We start from the raw sequence: 24,108 nt of genomic DNA, 5'->3' as shown, positions 1-24,108 counted from the left end.
AGGAGCTGCAAGAATTTCTCCACATTCGCGGAGACCAGCATGAACACACTCGCACGCCCTCAACCCCGTCACGACGCCTGGGCCGCCAATGCCAGCCACAGCACCGTGCGCTATTGCCTACAGGCTGAAGCTGAACCGGACACCCTGTGCCGCGTGCTCAATCTGTTTGCCCTGCAGTTCCTGACCCCGCACAGGGTGAACGTCAGCCAACAGGATGATCTGCTCGACATCGAGATCGGCATCGGCGGGCTCAGCTGGCATCGGGCCGAGGTCATCGCGCAGAAACTGCGCAACCTGGTGTGTGTGATGGACGTCAGCCTGGAAAATCAGATGCGACTGGAAATGGCGGTGGTCTGATCAACGATCGCAAGACTTCGAAACCCTTTTCCCGCACCGCAATCGATCCCGCCGGCTAGCCTTGCCCAGGAACTCACCACCTGGCACGGACGCCGCCATGCACACTCCGGACGATCGCTCCCTGGACTTGTCGTTACTGCTGCAAGCCCTGCAGGCCGACCAGCACCTCACCCCCCGCGATGCCCAGCGGGTACTCGAACTGGCCAGCGCGCACCCCGGCCGCCACCCACTGGAAACCATCGCCGCGCTCAACCTCGACGACCGTCGCGCGCCGGGGCAACGCCTGCACCTGGACACCCTGTGCCAATGGCTCGCCAGCAAAGTCGACCAACCCTACCTGCGCATCGACCCCCTGCAGCTTGATCTGGTGCAGGCCAACGGGCTGATATCACCCGCTTTCGCACGGCGCCACGGCCTCCTCATCGTGGCCACCGATGCCAACGCCATCACTGTGGCCAGCGCGCAGCCCTACCAGCAGCACTGGCAGACAGACCTGAGCCGCAGCCTGGGCAAGCCGATCATCCGGGTGCTGGCCAGCCCCGTGCAGATACGCCAGATGGGCCAATCGATGCTTCGGCTGGCCCACTCGGTACAAGGTGCACAACTTCAGCAACCGACAAGGTTCAGCGAGCTGGAGCAGTTGCTGGACGTGGGCAGGCGCCAGGCCGAGGCCAGCGCCGACGATGCGCATATCGTGCACATCGTCGATTGGCTGCTGCAGTACGCCGTCGAGCAGCGCGCCAGTGACATTCACCTTGAACCGCGCCGCGACCAAGGCCGGTTGCGCTACCGCATAGATGGCCTGCTGCATACCGTCTATGCGTTTCCTGCAGGTGTGATGCTGGCCGTGGTCAGTCGGCTGAAACATCTCGGTCGCATGGATGTGGCGGAAAAACGTCGACCACAGGATGGCCGGGCGAAGAGTCGCCTGTCTGGCGGCGGCGACGTGGAAATGCGCCTGTCGACCCTGCCGACGCCGTTTGGCGAAAAGCTGGTGCTGCGCCTGTTCGATCCGCAGCAGTTGCAGGAAGACTTCGACCGCCTCGGGCTGGAAGGCGAACAGCTGGCTCAGTGGCAATCCTTGTTGCAGCGACGCCAGGGCATCCTGCTGGTCACAGGCCCCACCGGCTCCGGCAAGACCAGCACGCTGTACGCGAGCCTCAAGCAGGTGGCCACGCCGGAGGTCAACCTGTGCACCATCGAAGACCCCATCGAACGCCTGGAGCCTGCCTTCAACCAGCTGCAGGTGCAACCGGCACTGGACCTGGGCTTTGCCGATGGCGTGCGCGCCATGCTGCGCCAGGACCCGGACATCATCATGATCGGCGAGATCCGCGACCGCGAGACCGCGCTGGTGGCCGTGCAGGCTGCGCTCACCGGGCACCTCGTGCTCTCGACCCTGCACACCAATGACAGCTGCAGCGCCATCACCCGTCTGCTGGAACTGGGCGTGGCCGATTACCTGATCAGGGCCACCCTGGTTGGGGTGATGGCCCAGCGCCTGGTGCGCTTGCTCTGCCAGGAATGCCAGGGGCGTCCCTCGAACACGGCTTGCCAGGTTTGCCGGGGTACCGGCTTTCATGGCCGCACCGGCGTGTTCGAACTGCTGATTCCCAGCGAAAGCCTGCGCGCGCAGATAAGTGTCGACATGGACCTGGCCAGACTGCAACGCCAGGCTCTAGCTGAAGGGTTGCAGGATTTGCGCAGCTGCGGGGAGGCCAAAGTGGCGCGTGGGCTGACCCGATCCGACGAGGTGCTGCGGGTCTGCTCCTGAGTAAAAAACCCTTGTATTCAAGGAACTTGCGACCGTTTGGCCCGATCAAAGCGGGCATCTCCAACCCTCACCCTTCGAGGTGTTTCATCATGCGTCTCAAAGCCGCCATCGCTGCTGCTGCCCTGCTTTCGCTGCCAGTGGGCTCCGCCATGGCCGATACCTTCTGGCGTAACGTAATGACTTCCGGTGCCACCACGGCATCGAGCTACATCACCTCGCGCGACCACAAGCTGGTACTCGCGGCGCAGGACGACGCGGGCAGCTTCGTCGCCAGCGAAGGCGCTATCCGTGGGCCGTTCCTCGAGCAGGCGTTGCATCAGGTTCGTACCGAGAACCCAGGGTTACAGGCTTCGGACATGGACCTGGCCAATGCCATCCTGGCCAGGAATGCAGTAGCCGAATAACCGCGGCGGGGGCTTCGCCCCCGATCGCCGGCAAGCCGGCTCCCACAGTTGCCGGCACCGATCTCAGCGATAGGCCTCCACCGGCACGCAGGCGCAGAACAGATTCCTGTCCCCGTACACGTTGTCCACCCGGTTCACCGCCGGCCAGTATTTGTGCTGGCGCGCATGGGCACTGGGCGCCACCGCCTGCTCCAGGCTGTACGGCCGGTTCCACGGCGCCAGCACATCGGCCAGCGTATGCGGTGCGTGCTTGAGTGGGTTGTCTTCCGCAGGCCAGGCACCCTCCTGCACCTGGTCGATCTCCGCACGAATCGCCAGCATCGCCTCGATGAAGCGGTCCAGTTCGGCTTTCGACTCGCTCTCGGTCGGCTCGACCATCAGCGTCCCCGGCACCGGGAACGACATGGTCGGGGCATGGAAGCCATAGTCCATCAGGCGCTTGGCGACATCCTCTTCGGTGATACCGGTCTGGGCCTTCAGCGGCCTGAGATCGAGGATGCATTCATGGGCCACGTACTGGTTGCGCCCTCGATACAGCACCGGGAACGCCCCGGCCAGCTGGCTGGCCAGGTAGTTGGCCGAGAGGATCGCCACCTCGCTGGCATCGGCCAGTTGCGGGCCCATCATGGCGATATACATCCAGCTGATCGGCAATATGCTCGCGCTGCCCCAGGGGGCGGCACTGACGGCACTGTTGTTCGGGTCCAGGCCCGGTACCGGCACCACCGGGTGGCTGGCAACGAACGGCTTGAGATGGGCACGGATGCCGATCGGCCCCATGCCGGGGCCACCACCCCCATGGGGGATACAGAACGTCTTGTGCAGGTTCATGTGCGAAACGTCGGCGCCGATGTCCGCAGGCCGGGCCAGGCCGACCTGGGCATTGAGATTGGCGCCGTCCATGTACACCTGACCGCCGTGCTGGTGGACGACCTCGCAGATTTCACGAATGCCCTCTTCGTACACCCCATGGGTCGACGGGTAGGTGACCATCAGGCAGGACAACCTGTCGCCCGCCGCATGGGCCTTTGCCTTGAGATCCGCCAGGTCGACGTTGCCGTCGTCGTCACAATCGACGATCACCACTTCCATACCGGCCATCTGCGCCGACGCCGGGTTGGTGCCATGCGCCGATGACGGGATCAGGCACAGGGTGCGCTGGGGCTGGTGGCGGCTGCGGTGGTAGCGCGTGATTGCCATCAGGCCGGCGTATTCGCCTTGCGCGCCGGAGTTGGGCTGCATGCAGATGGCGTCGAAACCGGTAATGGCGCACAACCAGCTTTCCAGCTCGTCGATCATCGCCTTGTAGCCGGTAGCCTGGGCAGCCGGCGCAAAGGGGTGAAGCTGGGCAAAACCGGGCCAGGTGATGGGGATCATCTCGCTGGTGGCATTGAGTTTCATGGTGCAGGAACCCAGCGGGATCATCGACTGGTTCAGCGCCAGGTCCTTGTTCTCCAGCTGCTTGAGGTAGCGCAGCATTTCGGTTTCGCTGTGGTGCAGGTTGAACACCGGGTGGGCAAGGAACGGCGTGCGCCGTGACAGTGCTGCCGGAATGCCCTCGGGCAGCGCTTGCTGGTCGAGGGCGGCGATGTCCAGACCATGATCGACACCGAGGAAGATGTCGAAGAGCCGCAGCACGGTCTCCTCGCTGCAGGTTTCGTCCAGGCTGACCCCCAGGTGGCCGCGACCGAGAATGCGCAGGTTGATGCGCGCCGCTTCGGCGCTTTCGATGATCGCCGCCTGGGCGCCACCGACGTCCAGCGTCAGGGTGTCGAAGAAATGCCGGTTCACCCGCTTGATGCCCTTGGCCTCGAGGCCGGCGGCGAGCACGAAGGTCAGCCGGTGAACGCGCTGGGCGATGCGCTGCAGGCCTTCCGGGCCGTGGTAGACCGCATAGAAGCCGGCAATGTTGGCCAGCAGTACCTGGGCGGTGCAGATGTTGGAGTTGGCCTTTTCGCGGCGGATGTGTTGTTCGCGGGTCTGCAGCGCCATGCGCAGCGCGGTATTGCCCCGCGCATCGCGCGACACGCCGATGATGCGCCCGGGCATGGCCCGCTTGTAGTCGTCGCGGCAGGCAAAATAGGCCGCGTGGGGGCCGCCGTAACCCATCGGCACGCCGAAGCGCTGGGTCGAACCCAGCACCACATCGGCGCCCAGTTCGCCAGGCGGTGTCAGCACCACCAGGCTGAGCAGGTCGGCGGCCACGCAGGCCAGGGCATGCTGGCTGTGCAACTGATCGATCAGCGGGCGCAGGTCGCGTACCTCGCCGTGGGTGTCGGGGTACTGCAGCAAGGCCCCGAATACCTGGTGCTGGGCAAGGTTATCCACAGAATCGACGATCAGCTCGAAACCGAACCCTTCAGCGCGGGTGCGCAACACCGACAGCGTCTGCGGGTGGCAGTGCTCGTCGGCGAAGAAGGCATTGCTCTTGTTGCGCGCCACCCGCTTGGCCAGGGCCATGGCCTCGGCGGCAGCGGTGGCTTCGTCGAGCAACGAGGCATTGGCCAGGGCCAGGCCGGTCAGGTCGATGACCATTTGCTGGAAATTCAGCAGCGCTTCGAGGCGGCCTTGGGCGATTTCTGGCTGATAGGGTGTGTAGGCGGTGTACCAGCCGGGGTTTTCCAGGACGTTGCGCAAGATAACCGTGGGCGTGATGGTGCCGTGGTAGCCCATGCCGATGAGGCTGGTCCACACCTGGTTCTGCCCGGCATAACGGGCGAGCCTGGCCAGTGCGGCCTGTTCGTCCAGGGCCGGGGGCAGGTCGAGGGCGCGGTTGAAGCGGATACCTGGCGGTACCGTCTGCTCGATCAACTCGCTGCGGCTCTTCAGGCCGAGGGTGGCGAGCATGGCCTGCTGCTCTGAGGCATCGGGCCCCAGGTGGCGGCGCAGGAAAGGGTTGGGCTCTTGCAGTTGATGCAGGGATGGCGACTGGGACATGACGACGCTCTCTTCCTAGACCAGGCCTCATGGAGACTTATAAGTCTAGGAAGGATTGCCGATAGTGCGGGAAAACTTGCTTTGCAGGCTCGGCCTCATCACCGCACAAGGACCGCATCGCCCCCTGTGGGAGCCGGCTTGCCGGCGATGAGGCCAGAAGCTTATTCGCCGATGGCGGCTTTGTACCCAGCTGCATCCAGCAACTTGCCCAGCTCTGCCTCGTCGCTCGGTTTCAGCTTGAAGATCCACGCACCGTAAGGCTCTTCGTTGAGCCGCTCAGGGCTGTCGGCCAGCGCTTCGTTGACGGCGATCACCTCGCCACCGACCGGGGCGTAGATGTCGGAAGCGGCCTTGACCGACTCGACCACACCAGCCGCGTCGCCGGCAGCGAAGGTCTTGCCGACTTCGGCCAGCTCGACGAACACCACGTCACCCAAGGCTTCCTGAGCGTGGTCGCTGATGCCCACGGTCACGCTGCCATCAGACTCCAGGCGCGCCCACTCGTGGCTTTCGGCAAAACGCAGATCGGCGGGGATATTGCTCATGTCTTGTATTCCTCGATTGGGTCAGCGGTTCGGCCCGCCGTTGATTGTTCAGATCAGAATCTTGCCGTGGCGCACGAAGGTCGGCTTGACCACCCGCACCGGGTACCACTTGCCGCGAATCTCGACCTCGGCGCGGTCGCCGGTGGCCATGGGTACACGCGCCAGGGCAATGGACTTGCTCAGCGTAGGAGAGAAACTACCACTGGTGATCTCCCCTTCGCCAATACCGGCAACGCGAACGACCTGGTGCGCGCGCAGAACGCCGCGCTCTTCGAGCACCAGGCCAACCAGTTTGTCCTGCACACCGTGCTCGATTTCGGCCAGCAGGCCGGCACGGCCGATGAAGTCGCGCTCGGCAGGCTCCCAGGCGATGCACCAGCCCAGGTTGGAGGTGAGGGGGGTGTGGCTTTCGTCGATGTCCTGGCCGTACAGGTTCATGCCGGCTTCCAGGCGCAGGGTGTCACGTGCACCCAGGCCGCTGGGGGCGATACCGGCACCGACCAGGTCGTTGTAGAAGGTAACGGCCTCAAAGCCAGGCAGGATGATCTCCAGGCCGTCTTCACCGGTATAACCGGTGCGGGCAATGAACCAGTCGCCGTCGGCAATGCCTTCGAACGGGCGCAGTTCGCGGATCAGCGCAGCGCGAGAAGCGCTGAGCAAGGCAGCGACCTTTTCACGGGCCTGCGGGCCTTGGATGGCGAGAATGGCCAGGTCGGGGCGCACCTCGAAGTCGACCGAGAACCCGCCTTGCTGGGCCTTGAGCCAAGCCAGCACCTTGGCACGGGTAGCGGCGTTGGTGACCAGGCGGTAGCCGGCCTCGGTGCGATAGGCGATCAGGTCGTCGATGACCCCGCCCGCTTCGTTGAGCAGCGGGCTGTACAGCGCCTTGCCGACCGCGTCGAGGCGCGCAACGTCGTTGGCCAGCAAACGCTGCAACCAAGCGCTGGCATCAGGCCCGTCGACATCGATCACGGTCATGTGTGAAACATCGAAGACCCCACAGTCGCTGCGCACCTGATGGTGCTCCTCGACCTGCGAGCCATAGTGCAGGGGCATGTCCCAGCCACCGAAATCGACCGTCTTGGCGCCAAGCGCCAGGTGCAAGTCGTACAAGAGCGTGCGCTGTCCCATGGGTTTCTCCTTCCGGGCGTGGCGAAGCGGCGGCGGTCGATGACGTTTAATCGTCAGCTCTTCTTGTAGGACCCGCCGCGCGAATGCCGCGCATTGTAGCCGCAAGGGCGCGGGCTGGCATCCTCAGTGACTGTGACCGGGGCGACGAGCGGAGCGGCGAATCAGCCCGATGACCGGCAGCAGACCTACCAACACCAGCGTCAACGCGGGTAACGACGCACGCGCCCACTCGCCTTCGCTGGTCATTTCGAACACCCGTACCGCCAGGGTGTCCCAGCCGAACGGGCGCATCAGCAGGGTAGCGGGCATTTCCTTGAGCACATCGACGAATACCAGCAGCGCAGCGCTGAGGGCCCCTGGCACCAGCAGCGGTAGATACACCTTGAAAAACAATCCTGCGCCACCGACGCCCAGGCTTCGCGAAGCCTCAGGCAACGACGGGCGGATGCGTTCGAGGCTGCTTTCCAGCGGCCCGTAGGCCACGGCGATGAAGCGCACCAGGTAAGCCAGCAGCAAGGCCGCGAGGCTGCCCAACAGCAGGGGTTTGCCCGCCCCGCCCAGCCAGCTGGAAAGCGGAATCACCAGCTTGTTGTCGAGGTAACTGAAGGCCAACATGATCGATACCGCCAATACCGAGCCAGGCAAGGCGTAGCCCAGGTTGGCCAGACCCACACCGGCACGAATGCCGCCCGTCGGCGCCTGGCGACGGGCGAAGGCCAGCAGCAAGGCCACGCACACGGTAACCAGAGCCGCCATGGCGCCCAGGTACAGGGTGTGCAGCACCAGGCCGACATAGCGCTCGTCCAGGTCATGCCGCCCACGCTGCCAGAACCACACCAGCAACTGCAGCAGCGGAATGACGAAGGCACAGGCGAACACCAGCAGGCACCAACCGCTGGCCAGCAGCGCCTTGATACCGCGCAGGTGATAGAGCGCCTGCCCGCGCGGCCGTTCGTTGGCGCTGCGGGTCGCCCCGCGTGCACGGCGTTCGCCGTACAGCACCAGCATCACCGCCAACAGCAACAGACTGGCCAGCTGGGCAGCGCTGGAGAGGCTGAAGAAGCCGTACCAGGTCTTGTAGATGGCGGTGGTGAAGGTGTCGAAATTGAAGACCGCCACTGCACCGAAATCCGCCAGGGTTTCCATCAAGGCCAGGGCGATTCCAGCGCCGATGGCCGGCCGCGCCATGGGCAAGGCCACCCGCCAGAACGCTTGCAGCGGTGACAGCCCCAGCACCCGCGCCGCTTCCATCAGGCCCTTGCCCTGGGCGAGGAACGCCGTGCGCGCGAGCAGGTACACGTAGGGATAGAACACCAGCACCAGCACCGTGATCACGCCGCCGGTCGAGCGCACCCGCGGCAGGCGCATCGGCCCGAACATGTCGCGCAAGGCGCTCTGCACGGGGCCGGAGAAGTCGAGCAGGCCGACGAACACGAAGGCCAGCACGTAGGCAGGGATGGCGAACGGCAACATCAGCGCCCAGTCCAGCCAGCGCCTGCCAGGGAATTCGCAGAGGCTGGTGAGCCAGGCCAGGCTGACGCCGAGGACGGTGACGCCCACGCCCACGCCCAGCACCAGGGTCGCGGTGTTGCCGAGCAGGCGGCTCATCTGGGTATCGAGCAGGTGCGGCCAGATCTGCATGTCGATCGACTGCCAGGCCAGCAGCAGGACGCTCAGGGGCAGGAGCACCAGGGCGGCGATCAGGGCGACCGGGAGGTACCAGCGGCGTTGGGGGGTGTGGGGCAAGGTTGGGAATCTCGGTGGTGATGGCGACCGCTTCGCGGTCGATCGCTGGCAAGCCAGCTCCTACAGGGACCTGAGGGAGGCGGCTTGCCGGCGATAGGGCCCTGTCAGACCCCGGAAGCATAAAGCCTGGCGCTTAGTTCCAGCCAGCCCGATCCATCAGCCGGATGGCCTCGGCCTGGCGCTTGCCAGCCACTTCCACCGGAATGCTGTCCGCCTTGAAGCTGCCCCACGCCGCCACTTCCTCGGAAGGCTTGACCTTCGGGTTGGCCGGGAACTCCTGGTTGATGTCGGCAAACAGCTTCTGCGCCTTCTCGCCGGTCATCCACTCCACCAGCTTCTTCGCCGCTTCCGGGTGCGGCGCATGCTTGGTCAGGCCGATACCCGACAGGTTGACGTGCACGCCACGGTCGCCCTGGTTGGGCCAGAAGATCTTCACCGGCAGTTTCGGGTTCTGGTTGTGCATGCGACCGTAGTAGTAGGTGTTGACCACGCCCACGTCGCACTGACCCGCCTCGATGGCCTGGATCACCGCGTTGTCGTCCGAGAACACGTCGGTGGACAGGTTGTTGACCCAGCCTTTGACGATCTGCTCGGTCTTGGCCTCGCCGTGGTTCTCGATCAGCGTTGCGGTCAGCGACTGGTTGTACACCTTCTTCGCAGTGCGCAGGCACAGGCGGCCTTCCCACTGCTTGTCGGCCAAGGCTTCATAGGTGGTCAGCTCCGCAGGCTTGACCCGTTCGGTGGAGTAGATGATGGTCCGTGCACGCAGGCTCAAGCCGGTCCAGTCGTGGGACGAGGCCCGGTACTGCGGCGGGATGTTCTGGTCGATGATGTCCGACTTGATCGGTTGCAGGATGCCCATCTGCTCGGCCTGCCAGAGATTGCCGGCGTCGACGGTCAGCAACAGGTCGGCCACGCCATTCTCGCCCTCGGCCTTGATGCGCTGCATCAGCGGGGCTTCCTTGTCGGTGATGAACGTGATCTTGACCCCGGTTTCGGCGGTATAGGCATCGAACACGGGCTTGATCAGCTCGTCGATGCGCGAGGAGTACACCACCACTTCGTCCGCTGCCTGGGCGGTGGCGCCGAACAGGGTCAGGGCCAGGGCGGCCAGTAGGGGCTTGCGTGGCAACATGGAAAGCACTCCTCGGATCGTATGAGAGGCGCAAATGGTAGTGAATCCCATTTTAGTGCTCATCCTCGGAGCAGTTACCGGATGTTGCAAGGGGCCCGCTTCGCGCGCCAATCGCCGGCAAGCCGGCTCCCACAGGGGGTCGGTGGTGACCTTGTGGGAGCCAGCTTGCTGGCGATTGGGCTGCAAAGCAGCCCCGGCAATCTCAAGCCTTGGCCAGTTCCGGCAGATCCCCGGAAAGCCCCAACGCCTGCCGCACGAACATCGCCTTGGCCTCCGGCATCTGCTCCACCAGCTTAAGCCCACTGTTACGCAACCAGCGCAACGGCAGCGGGTTGGCCTGGAACAACCGCTCGAACCCTTCCATCGCGGCCATCAACGCCAGGTTGTGCGGCATGCGTCGGCGCTCGTAGCGGCTGAGCACCTTCACATCAGCCAACCGCTCGCCACGCTCGCAGGCATTCACCAGGACCTCCGCTAACACCGCGGCATCAAGGAAGCCCAGGTTGACGCCCTGCCCCGCCAAGGGGTGGATGGTGTGCGCGGCGTCGCCGATCAAGGCCAGCCCTTCATCCACATAGCGCTTGGCATGGCGCTGGCGCAGCGGCACGCAGACACGTGGGTCGGCCTCCAGCACTTCGCCCAGACGCCCCTCGAAAGCACGTTCCAGCGCCTTGCGGAAGGCGTCGTCCGGCAACCCCATGAGCTGCTCGGCATGCTCCGGAGTGGTTGACCAGACAATCGAGCACCAGTCCTGCTTGCCGTCACGCAACAAGGGCAGGAACGCCAGCGGCCCCTCATCGGTGAACCGTTGCCAGGCCGTGGCCTGGTGCGCTGCGCTGCAACGCACGCTGGTGACAATGGCGTGGTGCAGATAATCCCACTCGCGGGTTTCGCAACCGGCCAGGCGCCGCACCGCCGAGTTGGCGCCGTCGGCGGCCACCACCAGCGGCGCGCGCAGGCGGCGCCCGTCAGCCAGGGTCAGCAGCCACTCGTCGCCAGAGCGGCGCAGCTGCTCCAGCCGGGCATTGGGCAGCAGGCCGATGTCGCTGTCGTGCAGGCGGTCCAGCAGGCCGTCCTGCACCACCCGGTTCTCGACGATGTGGCCGAGCACCTGGGCATGCACGCTGGCGGCGGAGAAATGGATCTGGCCGGTGCCGCTGCCGTCCCACACATGCATGTCGGTATAAGGCGCAACACGCCGCCTGGCGATGCCTTCCCAGGCGCCCAGGCGCTCCAGGATGCGTTGGCTGGCGGCCGACAGGGCACTGACCCGCGGCTCGAAGGGGGCGTTGCCATCGAACGGTTTGACCGACAGCGGACCGCCATCGAGCAGGAGGATTTCCAGGCCGCTGTGGCGCAAGGCCAGGGCCAGGGCGCTGCCGACCATACCGGCACCGACAATCAACAGATCTGCGCGCATTTCCATGCCTTACGCCTGCCTCGCTTGCGGCTTGAGCCGCACGTATAGGGTTTTATCGACCCGCGCCACCAGCTCGCCGGCGCCATCGCGGATATCGACCTGCAAACGTGGCAGGTACTTCTTGCCGCTGGCGGTGTGCTGGCGGATCTCGTCCAGCAACGCGTCATCGACGTGGAACTCGGCATACACCGGGCCCTTGCCCGGGGAGATGAAATCGATGCTGGCGGCCTTGTCCCAGACAATGTACTCACGGCCCAGCTGCTCGATCAGCAGCAGCATGTAGAACGGGTCGACCATCGAGTACAGGCTGCCACCGAACTGGGTACCGACGTAGTTGCGGTTCCAGCGGGTGAGTTTCATGCAGACCTTGACGCTGCGCATGTCCGGGCTGATGTGCTGGATGCGGATACCGGCACCGAGGTACGGCGGGTAGAAGTTCAGCAGCCAGCGCAACATGCGCGCCCGGCGCGCCAGCTTGCGCGGGTTGCTCATGCCTGGCCCCGCGGATCGGGGCGGGTGCCCAGGCCCATGGCCTGGCGGGCGAACCAGCTTTTGGCCGGCGGCAGCAGGTCGAGCCCGAGCAGGCCGATGTTGCGCCCGGCTGCCAGCAGCGGCTGATTGCTGCCGAACAGGCGCGTGACCTGGTCGGAGAAGCCGATGGTCATGGCCTGGTCGAGCCGCTGGCGTTGATGGTAGGCCTGCAGAGTCGCCAGGTCGCCTGGCTGTTGCGGGCCGGCCAGCAGTGCATCGGCCAGCGACTGCACGTCACGCAGCGACAGGTTGAAGCCTTGCCCGGCGATCGGGTGCAGGCTGTGCGCGGCATTGCCCAGCACCACCAGGTGCGGGCGCACCTGCTCCTGGGCCTCGACCAGCGCGAGCGGATAGAGGTGCCGGGCGCCAACCTGGCGCATCGCCCCGAGGCGGTAGCCGAACGCATCCTGCAGCTCGCGCAGGAAGCTGCGTTCGTCGATTTCCGCCAGGCGCCTGGCATCCATCCCCTGACGGGTCCAGACCAAGGCACAGCGGTTATCCGGCAGCGGCAGCAGGGCCATGGGGCCCTGTTCGGTAAAGCGCTCGAAGGCCTGGCCGCGGTGGGCCTCGCCCGGGGTGATGTTGGCGATCAGCGCACTCTGCTCATACGGCGTGCGGCGCACGTGAATGCCCAGTTGTTCGCGCAAGTCGGAGCGACCACCATCGGCCAGCACCGCCAGGTCGCATTCCAGGCTGGTGTCGTCTTCCAGCTGCAACCGGTAGCCGCCCTCGATGGCCTGCATCGCCCGCACTTCGGCCGGGCAACGCCAACTCACCACCTCGCGGTCCAGCCCCTGCCACAGGCACTGGCCAAGCCAGGCGTTCTCGACCACGTAGCCCAATGCCGGCACGCCTTCTTCCTGGGCATCCAGACGCGTGGCGCCGAAGCGCCCACGGTCGGACACCTGGATCTGCCGGATCGGCTCGGCGCGGGGGCTGACCGTTTGCCAAAGGCCAAGGTGCTGGTAGATCTGCCGGGTACCGAACGACAGGGCCGAAGAGCGCGCGTCGTAACTCGGCTGGAAGCTGTCGCCTGGTGCGAAGGGTTCGATCAGCACGATCTTCCAGCCTCGCGCCTTGGCACCGGCCTGCAGCGCCAGCGCCAGGCTCGCACCCACCAGCCCGCCGCCAATGATCGCCAGGTTGACACGATTCATGCGGCGTCCTTACGGGCAGCCTGCATCAGCGCCTCGATCTCGGCGACCGTGCTGGGCACGCCCGCGGTCAGAATTTCACAACCTTGCCTGGTGACCACCACGTCGTCCTCGATCCTGATGCCGATGCCGCGCCATTTCTTCGCGACCTGCTGGTTGTCGGCCGCAATGTAGATGCCTGGCTCGACGGTCAGTGCCATGCCCGGTTCCAGCACACGCCACTGGCCGCCGACCTTGTACTCGCCGACATCGTGTACATCCATGCCCAGCCAGTGGCCGGCGCGGTGCATGTAGAAGGCGCGGTAAGCCTCACTGTCGATCAATGCCTGCACCTCGCCCTTGAGCAGCCCCAGCTCCACCAGGCCCTCGGTGATGACCCGCACGGTCGCCTCGTGGGCGTGGTTCCAGTGCTTGCCCGGTGCGATCTCGGCGAAGGCGGCGTGCTGGGCCTTGAGCACCAGCTCGTAGATGGCCTTCTGCTCCGGCGAAAAGCGCCCCTTGACCGGGAATGTACGGGTGATGTCACTGGCATAGCAGTCGATTTCACAGCCGGCATCGATCAATACCAGGTCGCCGTCCTTGAGTGGGGCGTCGTTTTCCTGGTAGTGCAGGATGCAACCATTGCGTCCGGCTGCGACGATCGAGCCGTAGGCAGGCATCTTCGCCCCGCCTTTGCGAAACTCGTAGTCCAGCTCGGCTTCCAGGCTGTATTCGTGCAGCCCGGCCCGGCAGGCCTGCATGGCTCGCACATGGGCACGCGCGGAAATCGCCGCCGCGGCACGCATCACCTTCACCTCTGCCGCCGATTTATACAGGCGCATGTCATGCAGCAGGTGATCCAGCGCAACGAACTCGTTCGGTGGCTGGGCGCCGAGGCGGGCCTTGGAGCGGATCACGTTGATCCAGTCCATCAGCCGGCGATCGAATTCGGCGTTGCTGCCCATGGCGCTGTAGACCCGCTCGCGACCTTCGATCAGGCCGGGAAGGATCTCGTCGATGTCGGTGATCGGAAAGGCATCGTCTGCGCCAAAATCACGGATCGCGCCTTCCTGCCCTGCGCGCAGGCCATCCCATTGCTCGCGCTCGGGGTTGCGCTCGCGGCAGAACAGCACGTATTCGCCATGTTCGCGTCCTGGAATCAGCGCGATCACCGCCTCAGGCTCGGGGAAGCCGCTGAGGTACTGGAAGTCGCTGTCCTGACGGTACACATGCTCGACGTCGCGGTTGCGGATGGCGACCGCGGCAGCCGGCAGGATGGCAATGCTGTTGGGGACCATCTGCGCCATCAGCGCCTTGCGCCGACGGGCATATTCGGCCTTGGGTATGTGGCTCATGGGCAGGACTACCCCCGGTTGATCAGTGCAGCGATGGTTTTGGCGCAGGCGCGACAGGGGCGCCCAGCTCCGTGAAGAGCAGCAGCGGCGCGACGCGCAGGTACTCCATGACTTCCATGTAGTCGCTCTCGCCGTCTTCGGACTCTTCCAGCGCTTCCTGCACCTGGGAAATCGCCACCAGGTCCTGGAGCACTTCCTTGGCATCGGTGGACAGGTCCTTGCCACCGGCGTTCAGCCCGAAGCCGGTGATGAAGCCCTGGCACCATTGGCCCAGCGCGGTGGCGCGGTCGGTCAGCGAGGTTTCGTCGCCCGGCAACAACAGGACGATGGCGATGTCTTCGCCGGTGAGCTCGGCCTTGACCATTTCCTGCAGGCCGATCAAGGCGCCACGCACGGTGTCTTCAGGCTCGTTCTCCAGCACGCCGGCGGCGTCGGCCAGCCAGGCGTCGGCCTCGAAGCCGGCACCGGCGCAGCTGCGGCCGATCAGCAGGCCATGCAGCTCGGCAGGGGAAACAGGATGGCCGTTGCTCGAGAGCAGCGCGGCGAATGCGGTATAGGGCGATTGGGTATTAGGCATGGTCGGCTAGGCGCCAGACGGCGCAATTGACTAGAATGAAGACCTTGTATCCTAGCATCGGCAGGCGCGCCAAGACCATCGGCACTGGCCGTTGCCGTACAGGGAGAGGCATCATCGACCGGTGATTCAACGACGGAGCGAATCGAGTGCAACCCACGCAAGAGAACGACCTGCAAGCGCTGATGAGCCGGTTCGAGTTGCTGATCCAACGCGTCGAGCAACTAAAGCGGCAAAATGCACTCCTAATAGCTCAGGAAAAATCCTGGCGCGAGGAGCGCGCCCACCTCATCGAAAAGAACGAAATCGCCAAGCGCAAGGTCGAGTCGATGATTTTACGCCTGAAGGCCCTGGAGCAAGACTCATGAGTTCAAGCAATAGCGTCACCGTGCAGATCCTCGACAAGGAGTACTCGATCATCTGCCCACCGGAAGAGCGCAACAACCTGGTCAGCGCGGCACGCTACCTGGACGGCAAGATGCGTGAGATCCGCAGCAGCGGCAAGGTGATCGGCGCCGACCGCATCGCGGTCATGGCCGCGCTGAACATCACCCACGAGATGCTGCACCGCCAGGAAGACCGCAGCGACGCTCCCGCTGGCGGCACCAACCGCGAACAGGTACGCGACCTGCTCGATCGCGTCGACAAAGCGTTGTCCGACGATGCGGATACCAAAATCGGCTGAGATTGGTATACTGGCGCCACTCCCTGGGGGATGCGCCAGTCGGTTATGTCCCTGAGCCGATACGCACAACCACGGGGGTTGCACGCTGGGGCCGGTGTGCATGTCCGCCCGACGGAAAGCCTTAACGCCCCCTGCAATCTCCACCTTGAACTTTCGGGTTCAAGGGCTACACCGATAGCGGTCTTATCGGGGAGCCTGATTTTCCATTGCCTGCCGCCTCGGCCGGCAATTCGACACCTGGGACTGCCAGTGCCATGACCGAAACTGCGCCGCTTACCCGCCCCCAGCTTCGTCGCCTGCTTCGCAATGCCCGCCGTGCACTCACCCCCGCCCAGCAGCAACAGGCCGCGCTTGGCCTGTATCGCCAGCTGGCTCAGCACCCTCTGTTCCGCCGCGCTCGCCATATTGCCCTGTACCTGCCCAACGACGGTGAAATCGACCCGCAGTTGCTGCTGCGCGAAGCCCAGCGCCGGGGCAAGCGTGCCTATCTGCCGGTGCTGCATGCCTGGCCGCGCACGCGCATGGTGTTCCAGCGTTTCGAACAGGGCGAGAAACTCAAGCGCAACCGCTTCCGGATTCCAGAACCTGTGACCGACCGCAAGCGTCAGCGCCGGATCTGGTCGCTGGACCTGATCCTGCTGCCGTTGGTAGGTTTCGATGAAGTCGGCGGACGGCTGGGCATGGGCGGTGGCTTCTATGACCGCAGCCTGGCCTACCAGGCGCGTCGCAAGGCGTGGAAGAAGCCCTTGCTGCTGGGGCTGGCACATGAATGCCAGAAGGTCGAACGACTGGCGCAGGCCAGTTGGGATGTACCTTTGCAGGGCACGGTCTCGGACCGTGGCTGGTACCTGGCGCCGAACTGAGCGGCGTCAGCGGGAGGGTCAGCGTTGCGCCTGGGTGGCGTCGACCGGAGTCTGGTAGGCAGTGTCCAGCTTGCGCTCCCAGATACCTTGGGCATAACCCGTGGTGACCACGCCAAGACCAAAGATGAAGACCAGGATCCACAGCAGATCCGGTTTGCGTTGATTCATCTAAAAATGCCCCCCTAGGCACTGTTCAGGCTCGACGACCTTCTTGGTGTCGCCGGAGCGTCTAGCTTTAAAATCAGCGCATTTTCCGACAACCTGAGTCGACACGCAAACGTTGACGCCAGCCGGCTGTCGGTTTCGTGCAGCAGGTTATTTCAAACCTTTTCAGGAGCAGCACCCATGGCCTATTGGCTGATGAAATCCGAGCCCGACGAACTGTCGATCGAGGGGCTGGGCCGCCTTGGCGAAGCGCGCTGGGATGGCGTGCGCAATTACCAGGCACGCAATTTCCTGCGGGCCATGAGCGTCGGTGACGCGTTTTTCTTCTATCACTCCAGCTGCCCCCAACCCGGGATCGCCGGAATAGCCCGGATCACCGCCGCCGCTTACCCCGACCCAACTGCGCTGGACCCCGAAAGCCACTATCACGATGCCAAGGCCAGCGCCGAGAAGAACCCTTGGAGCGCAGTGGATGTGGCACACGTGAAGACATTCAAACAGGTGCTGGGGCTGGGGCTGCTCAAGCAGCAGAGCGCGCTGGCGGAGTTGCCACTGGTGCAGAAAGGGACGCGATTGTCGGTGATGCCAGTGACTGAAGAGCAGTGGGCGGCGATCGTTGCGCTGGCAAGTTGAATCGGATTGGCCTGGCTGGGGATCTTTAGCGCTCTTGCGATTGAGCGCCGCCCGCGCGGCGCATCGCGAGCTCCTACGTTTGTTTCGGGACAGTGACACCTGTGACAGCGCGCGACTGCCTTGTTTGTACGACGCGATATCGAGCCTTGCACCAAGGCGACCGCGCGCAAATACCACAGACATGATTGGCCAGAAACAAGCGTAGGAGCGAGCGCAGCTCGCGATGCGCCGCGCGGGTGGCGCTCGATCTCTATCACACCGCAATGCTTGTGGCGGACGCTTCAAAAATCATCACTGCACGATCAGATTATTGAACAGCAAGTCCTCGACAATCGGCTTGCCCTCTTCCGCCTCCATCACCTGCTGCACCTGCTTCAACGCTTCCTGGCGCAGCTTCTCCTTGGCATCGACGTTGCTCAAGTTATCCACAGACTGCTGCGAAAACAGCGCCACCAGCTGATTGCGAATCAGCGGCTCATGATGCTTCACCGCCGCTGCGGCGGTATCGCCAGTCACGCGCAGCGCCACGTCAGCCTTGTACACCCGCAGCTTGGGGCCGCCGTCGAGGGCGTAGTTACCGACGAAAGGCGGACTCAGGCTGATGTAGGAGACCTTGGGGGCTCCCTCCTTGGCTTCCTCGGCCATCGCCGCCGCTGGCAGCATCAGGGCCAGCACCATCAAGATCCACGCTTTCACGAATTCGCTCCTCAACACGATTTGCGCCAGCTTACCCAGCACACCACTGAAACCCAAGCCCGGGCTTATGCCGGCCCATCAGGGCCAGGCATGCTCGTTGACCCGGCAAGCGGCCCTCCTACACTTATCGGCCACTACACGCAAAGGAATAGCCCCGATGAAAGCTGTGTTGTGCAAAACCCTGGGCCCGGCACGCGGCCTGGTACTGGAACAGGTGGCCAGCCCGACGCCGAAGATCAACGAGGTCCTGCTCGACGTGCAGGCAGCCGGGGTCAACTTCCCCGACACCCTGATCATCGAAGGCAAATACCAGTTCCAGCCGCCGCTACCGTTCTCGCCAGGCGGCGAGGCCGCAGGCGTGGTCGCAGCCGTCGGAGACAAGGCCGGGGCGTTCAAGGTGGGTGACCGGGTGATGGCCCTGACAGGCTGGGGGGCATTTGCCGAACAAGTGGCAGTGCCGTTCTACAACGTACTGCCGATCCCGCAGAGCATGGACTTCACCACCGCCGCCGCCTTTGGCATGACCTATGGCACCTCGATGCACGCACTCAAGCAGCGCGGCCAACTGCAGCCGGGGGAAACCCTGCTGGTACTGGGTGCTTCCGGTGGCGTCGGCCTGGCGGCGGTGGAAATCGGCAAGGCCATGGGCGCCAAGGTGATCGCCGCAGCCAGCAGCGCGGAAAAACTTGCCGTGGCCAAGGCGGCGGGTGCCGACGAGCTGATCGACTACAGCCAGGCCAGCCTCAAGGATGAAATCAAGCGCCTGACCGGCGGCCAAGGCGTGGATGTGATCTACGACCCGGTCGGCGGCGATCTGTTCGAGCAGGCTGTGCGGGGGCTGGCGTGGAATGGGCGGCTGTTGGTGGTCGGGTTCGCCAGCGGGACGATACCGAAGATGGCGGCGAACCTGATGCTGCTCAAAGGCGCTGCAGTCATGGGGGTGTTCTGGGGGGCATTTGCCCAGCGTCAGCCGCAGGATAACGCGGCCAACTTCAGGCAATTGTTTGCCTGGCATGCCGCGGGCAAGCTCAAACCGCTGGTGTCGAAGACTTATCCACTGGCTGAGGCGGGGGCTGCGATCGAGCAGCTGGGGCAGAGGAAGGCTGTGGGCAAGTTGGTGGTGCTGGCCAGGTAAGGCTGTTGGCCGACAGGCCCTATCGCCGGCAAGCCGGCGATAGGGCCACCACAGGCTCAGTCAAACTTCGCGCAGGTTATGGCAGCGCCTGAACCGCGCCTCCAGGTTGCGATCCGGCATCTGGTGGCTGCGTAGCGCATTCAGCGTCTGCTCGACGTAATCTCGCGTGGTGCCATACCGGCCCTTGGCACTGGCCAGGATCTGGCTGAGCAACCTGTCCGGCAGATTGCCGGCATAGCACGGCAGATGCCGTTCCAGCACGAAGCCCAAGGCCTGCACCTTGCTGCCATCGCTCAACCGGCAGCTGAGCCAATGCGGCCGATAGGCCGGGTACGGCATCTCTCGCTGCCACAGGGCCATCAGCGAATCATCCAGGTTGCTTTCATCGAGGCGGTAGGCAAACCCGCTGCAGGAGCCGCCGCGATCGAGGCCGAACACCAGCCCGGGCGTTTCCGGGGTGCCACGGTGCTCGTGCGACCACAAGTAGAGCCCGCGGTGATAACCATGCACCCGCGCCCGCTGGCGCTCCACCGAATTGCATTCCGGGCGCCAGATCAGCGAACCATAGGCAAACAGCCACACCGGCCCGCCCTGGTGCTGCGACATGGTCGACTGCATGGAATTGAACAGTTGCTCGGGACTCAGTTGTTGACCGAAGTCGAGCATCGGAGGGTATGAAACCTCCCAGGACAAACTTTCAAGTGCCGACATAAGCTGCCGCCATTAATCCCCGTGAACTACGCATGAAGCGAGAACCGCTGGGTGGCAGGCCTTGCGCCGCCACACCGTGAGTGCATGCATTAACCTTAGGATACAAATACGCCAATGCTCAAGCCCTGTGAACAAAGTTTCACGCACACTTCCGACGATTGGAAATCACTGTTTCAAGTTGCACGATAGTTATTGGTCAAGGCGGTAACAATTACCGCCTTATACCCACTAGCAGGAACTTGGGTTATTAGCCGCGTGGCGCGTAGGCAAACACGTCGGCGCGCATCCGATGCGCATCCATGCCCGCCTCTACCAGGGCATCGAGGGTGGCATAGACCATGTTGGGCGAACCGCTGGCATAGACATGGACCGCATTGAGGTCCTCGACATCCTCGCACACCGCCTCGTGCAGCAGGCCGCAACGGCCCTCCCAGCCACACAGGTCGCTGACCACCTTGTGCAGGAACAGGTTCGGCAGGCTTTGCCATTCGTCCCAGTGTTCGAGGGTGTAGAAGTCCTCGGGCCGGCGCACGCCCCAATAGAGGTGCACCGGATGCTTGAAGCCCTGGGCACGGCAATGCTCGACCAGGCTGTGCATCTGCCCCATGCCGGTGCCCGCGGCAATCAGCACCAGCGGCCCATCGGGCAACTCGGCCAGGTGCGCATCACCGAATGGCATCTCGATGCGGGCGATGCCATCACGCTGCAGCTGCGCCAGCAATTGCCGGGAGCTGTCTTCACGACCGAGTATGTGCAGCTCGAGGTCGCGCCCGCCATGGGGCGCCGAGGCCAGGGAGAAGGCGGCAGGCTTGCCGCCCTCGCGCTCGATCATCAGGTACTGCCCGGCGTGATAGCGTGGCGGCTTGCCCGCAGGTGCGCGCAGGCGCACGCGCCAGACATCGCCTCCGACCTCGACGCACTCGGCTACGCTGCAGGCCAGCTTGCGCACCGGCAGCTCGCCCAGGGCCAGCACACCATCCCAGAGCAACACGCAGTCCTCCAACGGTTCGGCAATGCAGGTGAACAGTTCGCCGTGATCGCGGACCACACCGTCCTGACGCACACGGCCCTCGACCAACAACGCGGCGCAGACATGGCAGTTGCCATTACGGCAGCTGCTCGGGCATTCATAGCCCAGCCGCCGCGCACCCTCCAGGATCCTTTCCCCCGGTTCGAGCGCCAGCACCGCCCCGGACGGCTGCAACGTTACCTGCATCAATCTATTCCCAACTGATCCCACAGCTCATCGATACGGCGGGTGACGGCCTCGTCCTTGACGATGACCCGGCCCCATTCGCGTGTAGTCTCGCCCGGCCACTTGTGCGTGGCGTCCAGGCCCATCTTCGACCCCAGCCCCGATACCGGCGACGCGAAGTCCAGGTAGTCGATCGGCGTGTTGTCGATCATCACCGTATCACGCTTGGGGTCCATGCGCGTGGTGATGGCCCAGATCACATCGTTCCAGTCGCGGGCGTTGATATCGTCGTCGGTAACGATAACGAACTTGGTGTACATGAACTGTCGCAGGAACGACCACACACCCAGCATCACGCGCTTGGCGTGGCCTGGATACTGCTTTTTCATGGTCACTACCGCCATGCGGTAGGAGCAACCTTCCGGCGGCAGGTAGAAGTCGACGATCTCCGGGAACTGCTTCTGCAGGATCGGCACGAACACTTCGTTCAGGGCCACGCCGAGAATCGCCGGCTCATCCGGTGGTCGCCCGGTGTAGGTGCTGTGGTAGATCGGCTTTTGCCGATGGGTGATGCGCTCGACGGTGAACACCGGGAAGCTGTCGACTTCGTTGTAGTAACCGGTGTGGTCGCCGTAAGGGCCTTCGGGGGCCATTTCGCCCGGATGAATCACGCCTTCGAGGATGATCTCGGCGGTGGCGGGCACCTGCAGGTCGCTGCCACGGCACTTGACCAGCTCGGTGCGGTTGCCGCGCAACAGGCCGGCGAAGGCGTATTCGGACAGGGTATCGGGCACCGGCGTCACGGCGCCGAGGATGGTCGCCGGGTCGGCGCCCAGGGCCACGGCCACCGGGAACGGCTGGCCTGGGTGCTTCTCGCACCATTCGCGATAATCCAGCGCGCCGCCGCGATGGCTCAGCCAGCGCATGATGACCTTGTTGCGGCCGATGACCTGCTGGCGGTAGATGCCCAGGTTCTGCCGGTCCTTGTTCGGGCCACGGGTGACGGTCAGGCCCCAGGTGATCAGCGGCGCCACATCGCCCGGCCAGCAGTGCTGGATCGGCAGCTGGCCAAGGTCGACATCCTCGCCCTCGACCACGACTTCCTGGCACACCGCATCCTTGACCACCTTCGGCGCCATCGACACGACCTTCTTGAAGATCGGCAGCTTGGACCAGGCGTCCTTCAGGCCTTTCGGCGGCTCCGGCTCCTTGAGGAAGGCCAGCAGCTTGCCGATTTCACGCAATTCGTCGACCGATTCGGCGCCCATGCCCATGGCCACCCGCTCCGGGGTGCCGAACAGGTTGCCCAGTACCGGAATGTCGAAGCCCGTGGGGTTTTCGAACAGCAACGCCGGGCCCTTGGCGCGCAGCGTGCGGTCGCAGACCTCGGTCATTTCCAGGACAGGGGAAATCGGAACCTGGATGCGCTTGAGTTCGCCGCGCTGCTCCAGGCCACGGATGAAGTCGCGCAAATCGCGATACTGCATGCATGTGCCTCGTGTTGGCCGTATCGGTCGGGGTGCAGAGTGTAGCGCCGTTCAGGGCCCAATGGCCAAAAATGACTTGGGGCCGCTTCGCGTCCCATCGCCGGCAAGCCGGCTCCCACAAGGATCACTTGGGACCCTGTGGGAGCTGGCTTGCCAGCGATGGGCTGCAAAGCAGCCCCAATCATTGCCTGAACGATCGAAACGCTTACTTGCGCTTCATCGACAGGAAGAACTCATCGTTGGTCTTGGTCTGCTTGAGCTTGTCGACCAGGAACTCGATGGCAGCGATCTCGTCCATCGGATGCAGCAGCTTGCGCAAGATCCACATGCGCTGCAGTTCGTCGTCGGCAGTCAGCAGCTCTTCGCGGCGGGTACCCGAACGGTTGATGTTGATGGCCGGGAACACGCGCTTTTCAGCGATGCGACGGTCCAGGGGCAGCTCCATGTTGCCGGTACCCTTGAACTCTTCGTAGATCACTTCGTCCATCTTCGAGCCGGTTTCGACCAGCGCGGTGGCGATGATGGTCAGCGAACCGCCTTCCTCGATGTTACGCGCGGCACCGAAGAAGCGCTTCGGCTTCTCCAGGGCGTGGGCGTCGACACCACCGGTCAGGACCTTGCCGGAGCTCGGGATCACGGTGTTGTAGGCACGCGCCAGACGGGTGATGGAGTCGAGCAGGATGACCACATCCTTCTTGTGCTCGACCAGGCGCTTGGCCTTCTCGATGACCATCTCGGCCACTTGCACGTGACGGGTCGGCGGCTCGTCGAAGGTCGAGGCAACCACTTCGCCGCGCACGGTGCGCTGCATTTCGGTCACTTCTTCCGGGCGCTCGTCGATCAGCAGGACGATCAGGTGGCACTCGGGGTTGTTACGGGTGATGTTCGCCGCGATGTTCTGCAGCATGATCGTCTTGCCCGCTTTCGGCGGAGCGACGATCAGGCCACGCTGGCCTTTGCCGATCGGGGCGCACAGGTCGATGACGCGGCCGGTCAGGTCTTCGGTGGAACCGTTGCCGGCTTCCATCTTCAGGCGCTTGTTCGGGAACAGCGGCGTCAGGTTTTCGAACAGGATCTTGTTCTTCGCGTTTTCCGGACGATCGAAGTTGATCGTGTCGACCTTCAGCAGGGCGAAGTAACGCTCCCCTTCCTTCGGTGGGCGGATCTTGCCGACGATGGTGTCGCCGGTACGCAGGTTGAAGCGGCGGATCTGGCTGGGCGAGACGTAGATATCGTCAGGGCCGGCCAGGTAGGACGCATCAGCCGAACGCAGGAAACCGAAACCATCCTGGAGAATCTCCAGCACGCCGTCACCCGAGATCTCTTCGCCGCTCTTCGCATGCTTTTTCAGCAGGGCGAAAATCACGTCCTGTTTGCGCGAACGGGCCATGTTTTCGATGCCCATCTGTTCGGCCATTTCCAGCAGATCGGTAATCGGCTTTTGCTTGAGTTCAGTCAGGTTCATAAGGGGAGTGACGTAATCATGTATGAAGGGA

Annotated in this window: 24 protein-coding genes and 1 other RNA gene; 9 read left to right on the top strand and 16 right to left on the bottom strand. The window is 64.1% G+C overall.

What is annotated here, in order from left to right:
- Positions 1-39: 39 nt before the first annotated feature.
- The 3 genes from PPL01S_RS00295 to PPL01S_RS00285 all read left to right on the top strand — a co-directional run bounded on the left by PPL01S_RS00295 (position 40) and on the right by PPL01S_RS00285 (position 2,535).
- Positions 40-357 carry an ACT-like domain-containing protein gene (locus tag PPL01S_RS00295; protein WP_016392428.1) on the top strand — a complete coding sequence of 106 codons (318 nt, stop codon included), beginning with the start codon at positions 40-42 and terminating at the stop codon, positions 355-357.
- A gap of 97 nt (positions 358-454) precedes the next feature.
- Positions 455-2,131 (top strand): GspE/PulE family protein, encoded by a 1,677-nt coding sequence (locus PPL01S_RS00290; protein ID WP_016392427.1) that lies wholly within the window; start codon positions 455-457, stop codon positions 2,129-2,131.
- 89 nt (positions 2,132-2,220) lie between these two features.
- A complete protein-coding gene (locus tag PPL01S_RS00285) occupies positions 2,221-2,535 on the top strand; it encodes a DUF2388 domain-containing protein (protein WP_016392426.1) in 315 nt (104 codons plus the stop codon).
- 63 nt (positions 2,536-2,598) lie between these two features.
- On the opposite strand, the gene gcvP is transcribed toward PPL01S_RS00285, so the two are convergent.
- From gcvP to PPL01S_RS00235, 10 genes are all read right to left on the bottom strand, one after another.
- Entirely contained in the window at positions 2,599-5,472 is a 2,874-nt protein-coding gene (gene gcvP / locus PPL01S_RS00280; protein WP_016392425.1) for an aminomethyl-transferring glycine dehydrogenase, read from the bottom strand.
- A gap of 161 nt (positions 5,473-5,633) precedes the next feature.
- Positions 5,634-6,017: a glycine cleavage system protein GcvH gene (gene gcvH, locus PPL01S_RS00275; RefSeq protein ID WP_016392424.1), complete on the bottom strand. Its 384-nt coding sequence runs from the start codon at positions 6,015-6,017 to the stop codon at positions 5,634-5,636.
- 48 nt (positions 6,018-6,065) lie between these two features.
- The gene (gcvT, locus tag PPL01S_RS00270) at positions 6,066-7,148 is read right to left on the bottom strand and encodes a glycine cleavage system aminomethyltransferase GcvT (protein WP_016392423.1); all 1,083 of its coding nucleotides are present in this window, start codon (positions 7,146-7,148) and stop codon (positions 6,066-6,068) included.
- 123 nt (positions 7,149-7,271) lie between these two features.
- Positions 7,272-8,894 carry an ABC transporter permease gene (locus tag PPL01S_RS00265; protein WP_028625032.1) on the bottom strand — a complete coding sequence of 541 codons (1,623 nt, stop codon included), beginning with the start codon at positions 8,892-8,894 and terminating at the stop codon, positions 7,272-7,274.
- A 133-nt stretch (positions 8,895-9,027) separates the two neighbouring features.
- Entirely contained in the window at positions 9,028-10,029 is a 1,002-nt protein-coding gene (locus PPL01S_RS00260) for an extracellular solute-binding protein (RefSeq protein ID WP_028625031.1), read from the bottom strand.
- 202 nt (positions 10,030-10,231) lie between these two features.
- Positions 10,232-11,449: a 2-octaprenyl-3-methyl-6-methoxy-1,4-benzoquinol hydroxylase gene (locus PPL01S_RS00255; protein ID WP_171817230.1), complete on the bottom strand. Its 1,218-nt coding sequence runs from the start codon at positions 11,447-11,449 to the stop codon at positions 10,232-10,234.
- 9 nt (positions 11,450-11,458) lie between these two features.
- Complete coding sequence (locus PPL01S_RS00250) at positions 11,459-11,941, bottom strand: DUF4442 domain-containing protein (protein WP_016392419.1); 483 nt, start codon at positions 11,939-11,941, stop codon at positions 11,459-11,461.
- Complete coding sequence (gene ubiH / locus PPL01S_RS00245; protein ID WP_016392418.1) at positions 11,938-13,137, bottom strand: 2-octaprenyl-6-methoxyphenyl hydroxylase; 1,200 nt, start codon at positions 13,135-13,137, stop codon at positions 11,938-11,940. Before ubiH ends, PPL01S_RS00250 begins: the two co-directional genes overlap by 4 nt.
- Positions 13,134-14,468 carry a Xaa-Pro aminopeptidase gene (pepP, locus tag PPL01S_RS00240; RefSeq protein ID WP_016392417.1) on the bottom strand — a complete coding sequence of 445 codons (1,335 nt, stop codon included), beginning with the start codon at positions 14,466-14,468 and terminating at the stop codon, positions 13,134-13,136. The genes ubiH and pepP overlap by 4 nt, the downstream gene beginning before the upstream one ends.
- A gap of 22 nt (positions 14,469-14,490) precedes the next feature.
- Positions 14,491-15,045 (bottom strand): YecA/YgfB family protein, encoded by a 555-nt coding sequence (locus tag PPL01S_RS00235; protein WP_028625030.1) that lies wholly within the window; start codon positions 15,043-15,045, stop codon positions 14,491-14,493.
- Between the two features lie 182 nt (positions 15,046-15,227).
- Here PPL01S_RS00235 and PPL01S_RS00230 point away from each other — a divergent pair, with 182 nt between their 5' ends.
- The 4 genes from PPL01S_RS00230 (at position 15,228) to PPL01S_RS00220 (ending at position 16,590) form a co-directional block, all read left to right on the top strand.
- The gene (locus tag PPL01S_RS00230; RefSeq protein ID WP_033743109.1) at positions 15,228-15,410 is read left to right on the top strand and encodes a TIGR02449 family protein; all 183 of its coding nucleotides are present in this window, start codon (positions 15,228-15,230) and stop codon (positions 15,408-15,410) included.
- Positions 15,407-15,727 carry a cell division protein ZapA gene (locus PPL01S_RS00225; protein WP_016392414.1) on the top strand — a complete coding sequence of 107 codons (321 nt, stop codon included), beginning with the start codon at positions 15,407-15,409 and terminating at the stop codon, positions 15,725-15,727. Before PPL01S_RS00230 ends, PPL01S_RS00225 begins: the two co-directional genes overlap by 4 nt.
- 17 nt (positions 15,728-15,744) lie before the next feature.
- Positions 15,745-15,924: non-coding RNA, 6S RNA (gene ssrS, locus PPL01S_RS24400), on the top strand.
- A 57-nt stretch (positions 15,925-15,981) separates the two neighbouring features.
- Positions 15,982-16,590: a 5-formyltetrahydrofolate cyclo-ligase gene (locus tag PPL01S_RS00220; protein WP_016392413.1), complete on the top strand. Its 609-nt coding sequence runs from the start codon at positions 15,982-15,984 to the stop codon at positions 16,588-16,590.
- Positions 16,591-16,608: 18 nt separating this feature from the next.
- Here the strand turns inward: PPL01S_RS00220 and PPL01S_RS25375 are convergent, their stop codons facing one another.
- Positions 16,609-16,758, bottom strand: coding sequence for a hypothetical protein (locus PPL01S_RS25375; RefSeq protein WP_016392412.1), 150 nt, complete (start codon positions 16,756-16,758; stop codon positions 16,609-16,611).
- 177 nt (positions 16,759-16,935) lie between these two features.
- Here PPL01S_RS25375 and PPL01S_RS00215 point away from each other — a divergent pair, with 177 nt between their 5' ends.
- Complete coding sequence (locus tag PPL01S_RS00215; protein WP_016392411.1) at positions 16,936-17,388, top strand: EVE domain-containing protein; 453 nt, start codon at positions 16,936-16,938, stop codon at positions 17,386-17,388.
- Between the two features lie 291 nt (positions 17,389-17,679).
- Here PPL01S_RS00215 and PPL01S_RS00210 read toward each other — a convergent pair whose 3' ends face one another.
- The gene (locus tag PPL01S_RS00210; RefSeq protein ID WP_016392410.1) at positions 17,680-18,084 is read right to left on the bottom strand and encodes a flagellar basal body-associated protein FliL; all 405 of its coding nucleotides are present in this window, start codon (positions 18,082-18,084) and stop codon (positions 17,680-17,682) included.
- Positions 18,085-18,241: 157 nt separating this feature from the next.
- Between PPL01S_RS00210 and PPL01S_RS00205 the strand changes: the two genes are divergently transcribed.
- Positions 18,242-19,219: an NADPH:quinone oxidoreductase family protein gene (locus PPL01S_RS00205; RefSeq protein ID WP_016392409.1), complete on the top strand. Its 978-nt coding sequence runs from the start codon at positions 18,242-18,244 to the stop codon at positions 19,217-19,219.
- 60 nt (positions 19,220-19,279) lie between these two features.
- On the opposite strand, the gene PPL01S_RS00200 is transcribed toward PPL01S_RS00205, so the two are convergent.
- From PPL01S_RS00200 to rho, 4 genes are all read right to left on the bottom strand, one after another.
- Positions 19,280-19,930 carry a gamma-glutamylcyclotransferase gene (locus PPL01S_RS00200; RefSeq protein ID WP_028625029.1) on the bottom strand — a complete coding sequence of 217 codons (651 nt, stop codon included), beginning with the start codon at positions 19,928-19,930 and terminating at the stop codon, positions 19,280-19,282.
- A 247-nt stretch (positions 19,931-20,177) separates the two neighbouring features.
- Entirely contained in the window at positions 20,178-21,146 is a 969-nt protein-coding gene (locus PPL01S_RS00195; RefSeq protein ID WP_016392407.1) for a CDP-6-deoxy-delta-3,4-glucoseen reductase, read from the bottom strand.
- Positions 21,146-22,612 (bottom strand): 4-hydroxy-3-polyprenylbenzoate decarboxylase, encoded by a 1,467-nt coding sequence (gene ubiD / locus PPL01S_RS00190; RefSeq protein WP_016392406.1) that lies wholly within the window; start codon positions 22,610-22,612, stop codon positions 21,146-21,148. Before ubiD ends, PPL01S_RS00195 begins: the two co-directional genes overlap by 1 nt.
- Before the next feature lie 205 nt (positions 22,613-22,817).
- On the bottom strand, positions 22,818-24,077 hold the full coding sequence (rho, locus tag PPL01S_RS00185) for a transcription termination factor Rho (protein ID WP_003253661.1): 1,260 nt from the start codon (positions 24,075-24,077) through the stop codon (positions 22,818-22,820).
- Between the last annotated feature and the right edge of the window lie 31 nt (positions 24,078-24,108).

Origin of the sequence: Pseudomonas plecoglossicida NBRC 103162 = DSM 15088 (assembly GCF_000730665.1) — a bacterium.
GTDB lineage: Bacteria > Pseudomonadota > Gammaproteobacteria > Pseudomonadales > Pseudomonadaceae > Aquipseudomonas > Aquipseudomonas plecoglossicida.
The sequence above is the reverse complement of the archived record's forward strand: the minus strand, read 5'-3'. Positions and strand labels throughout refer to the sequence as shown.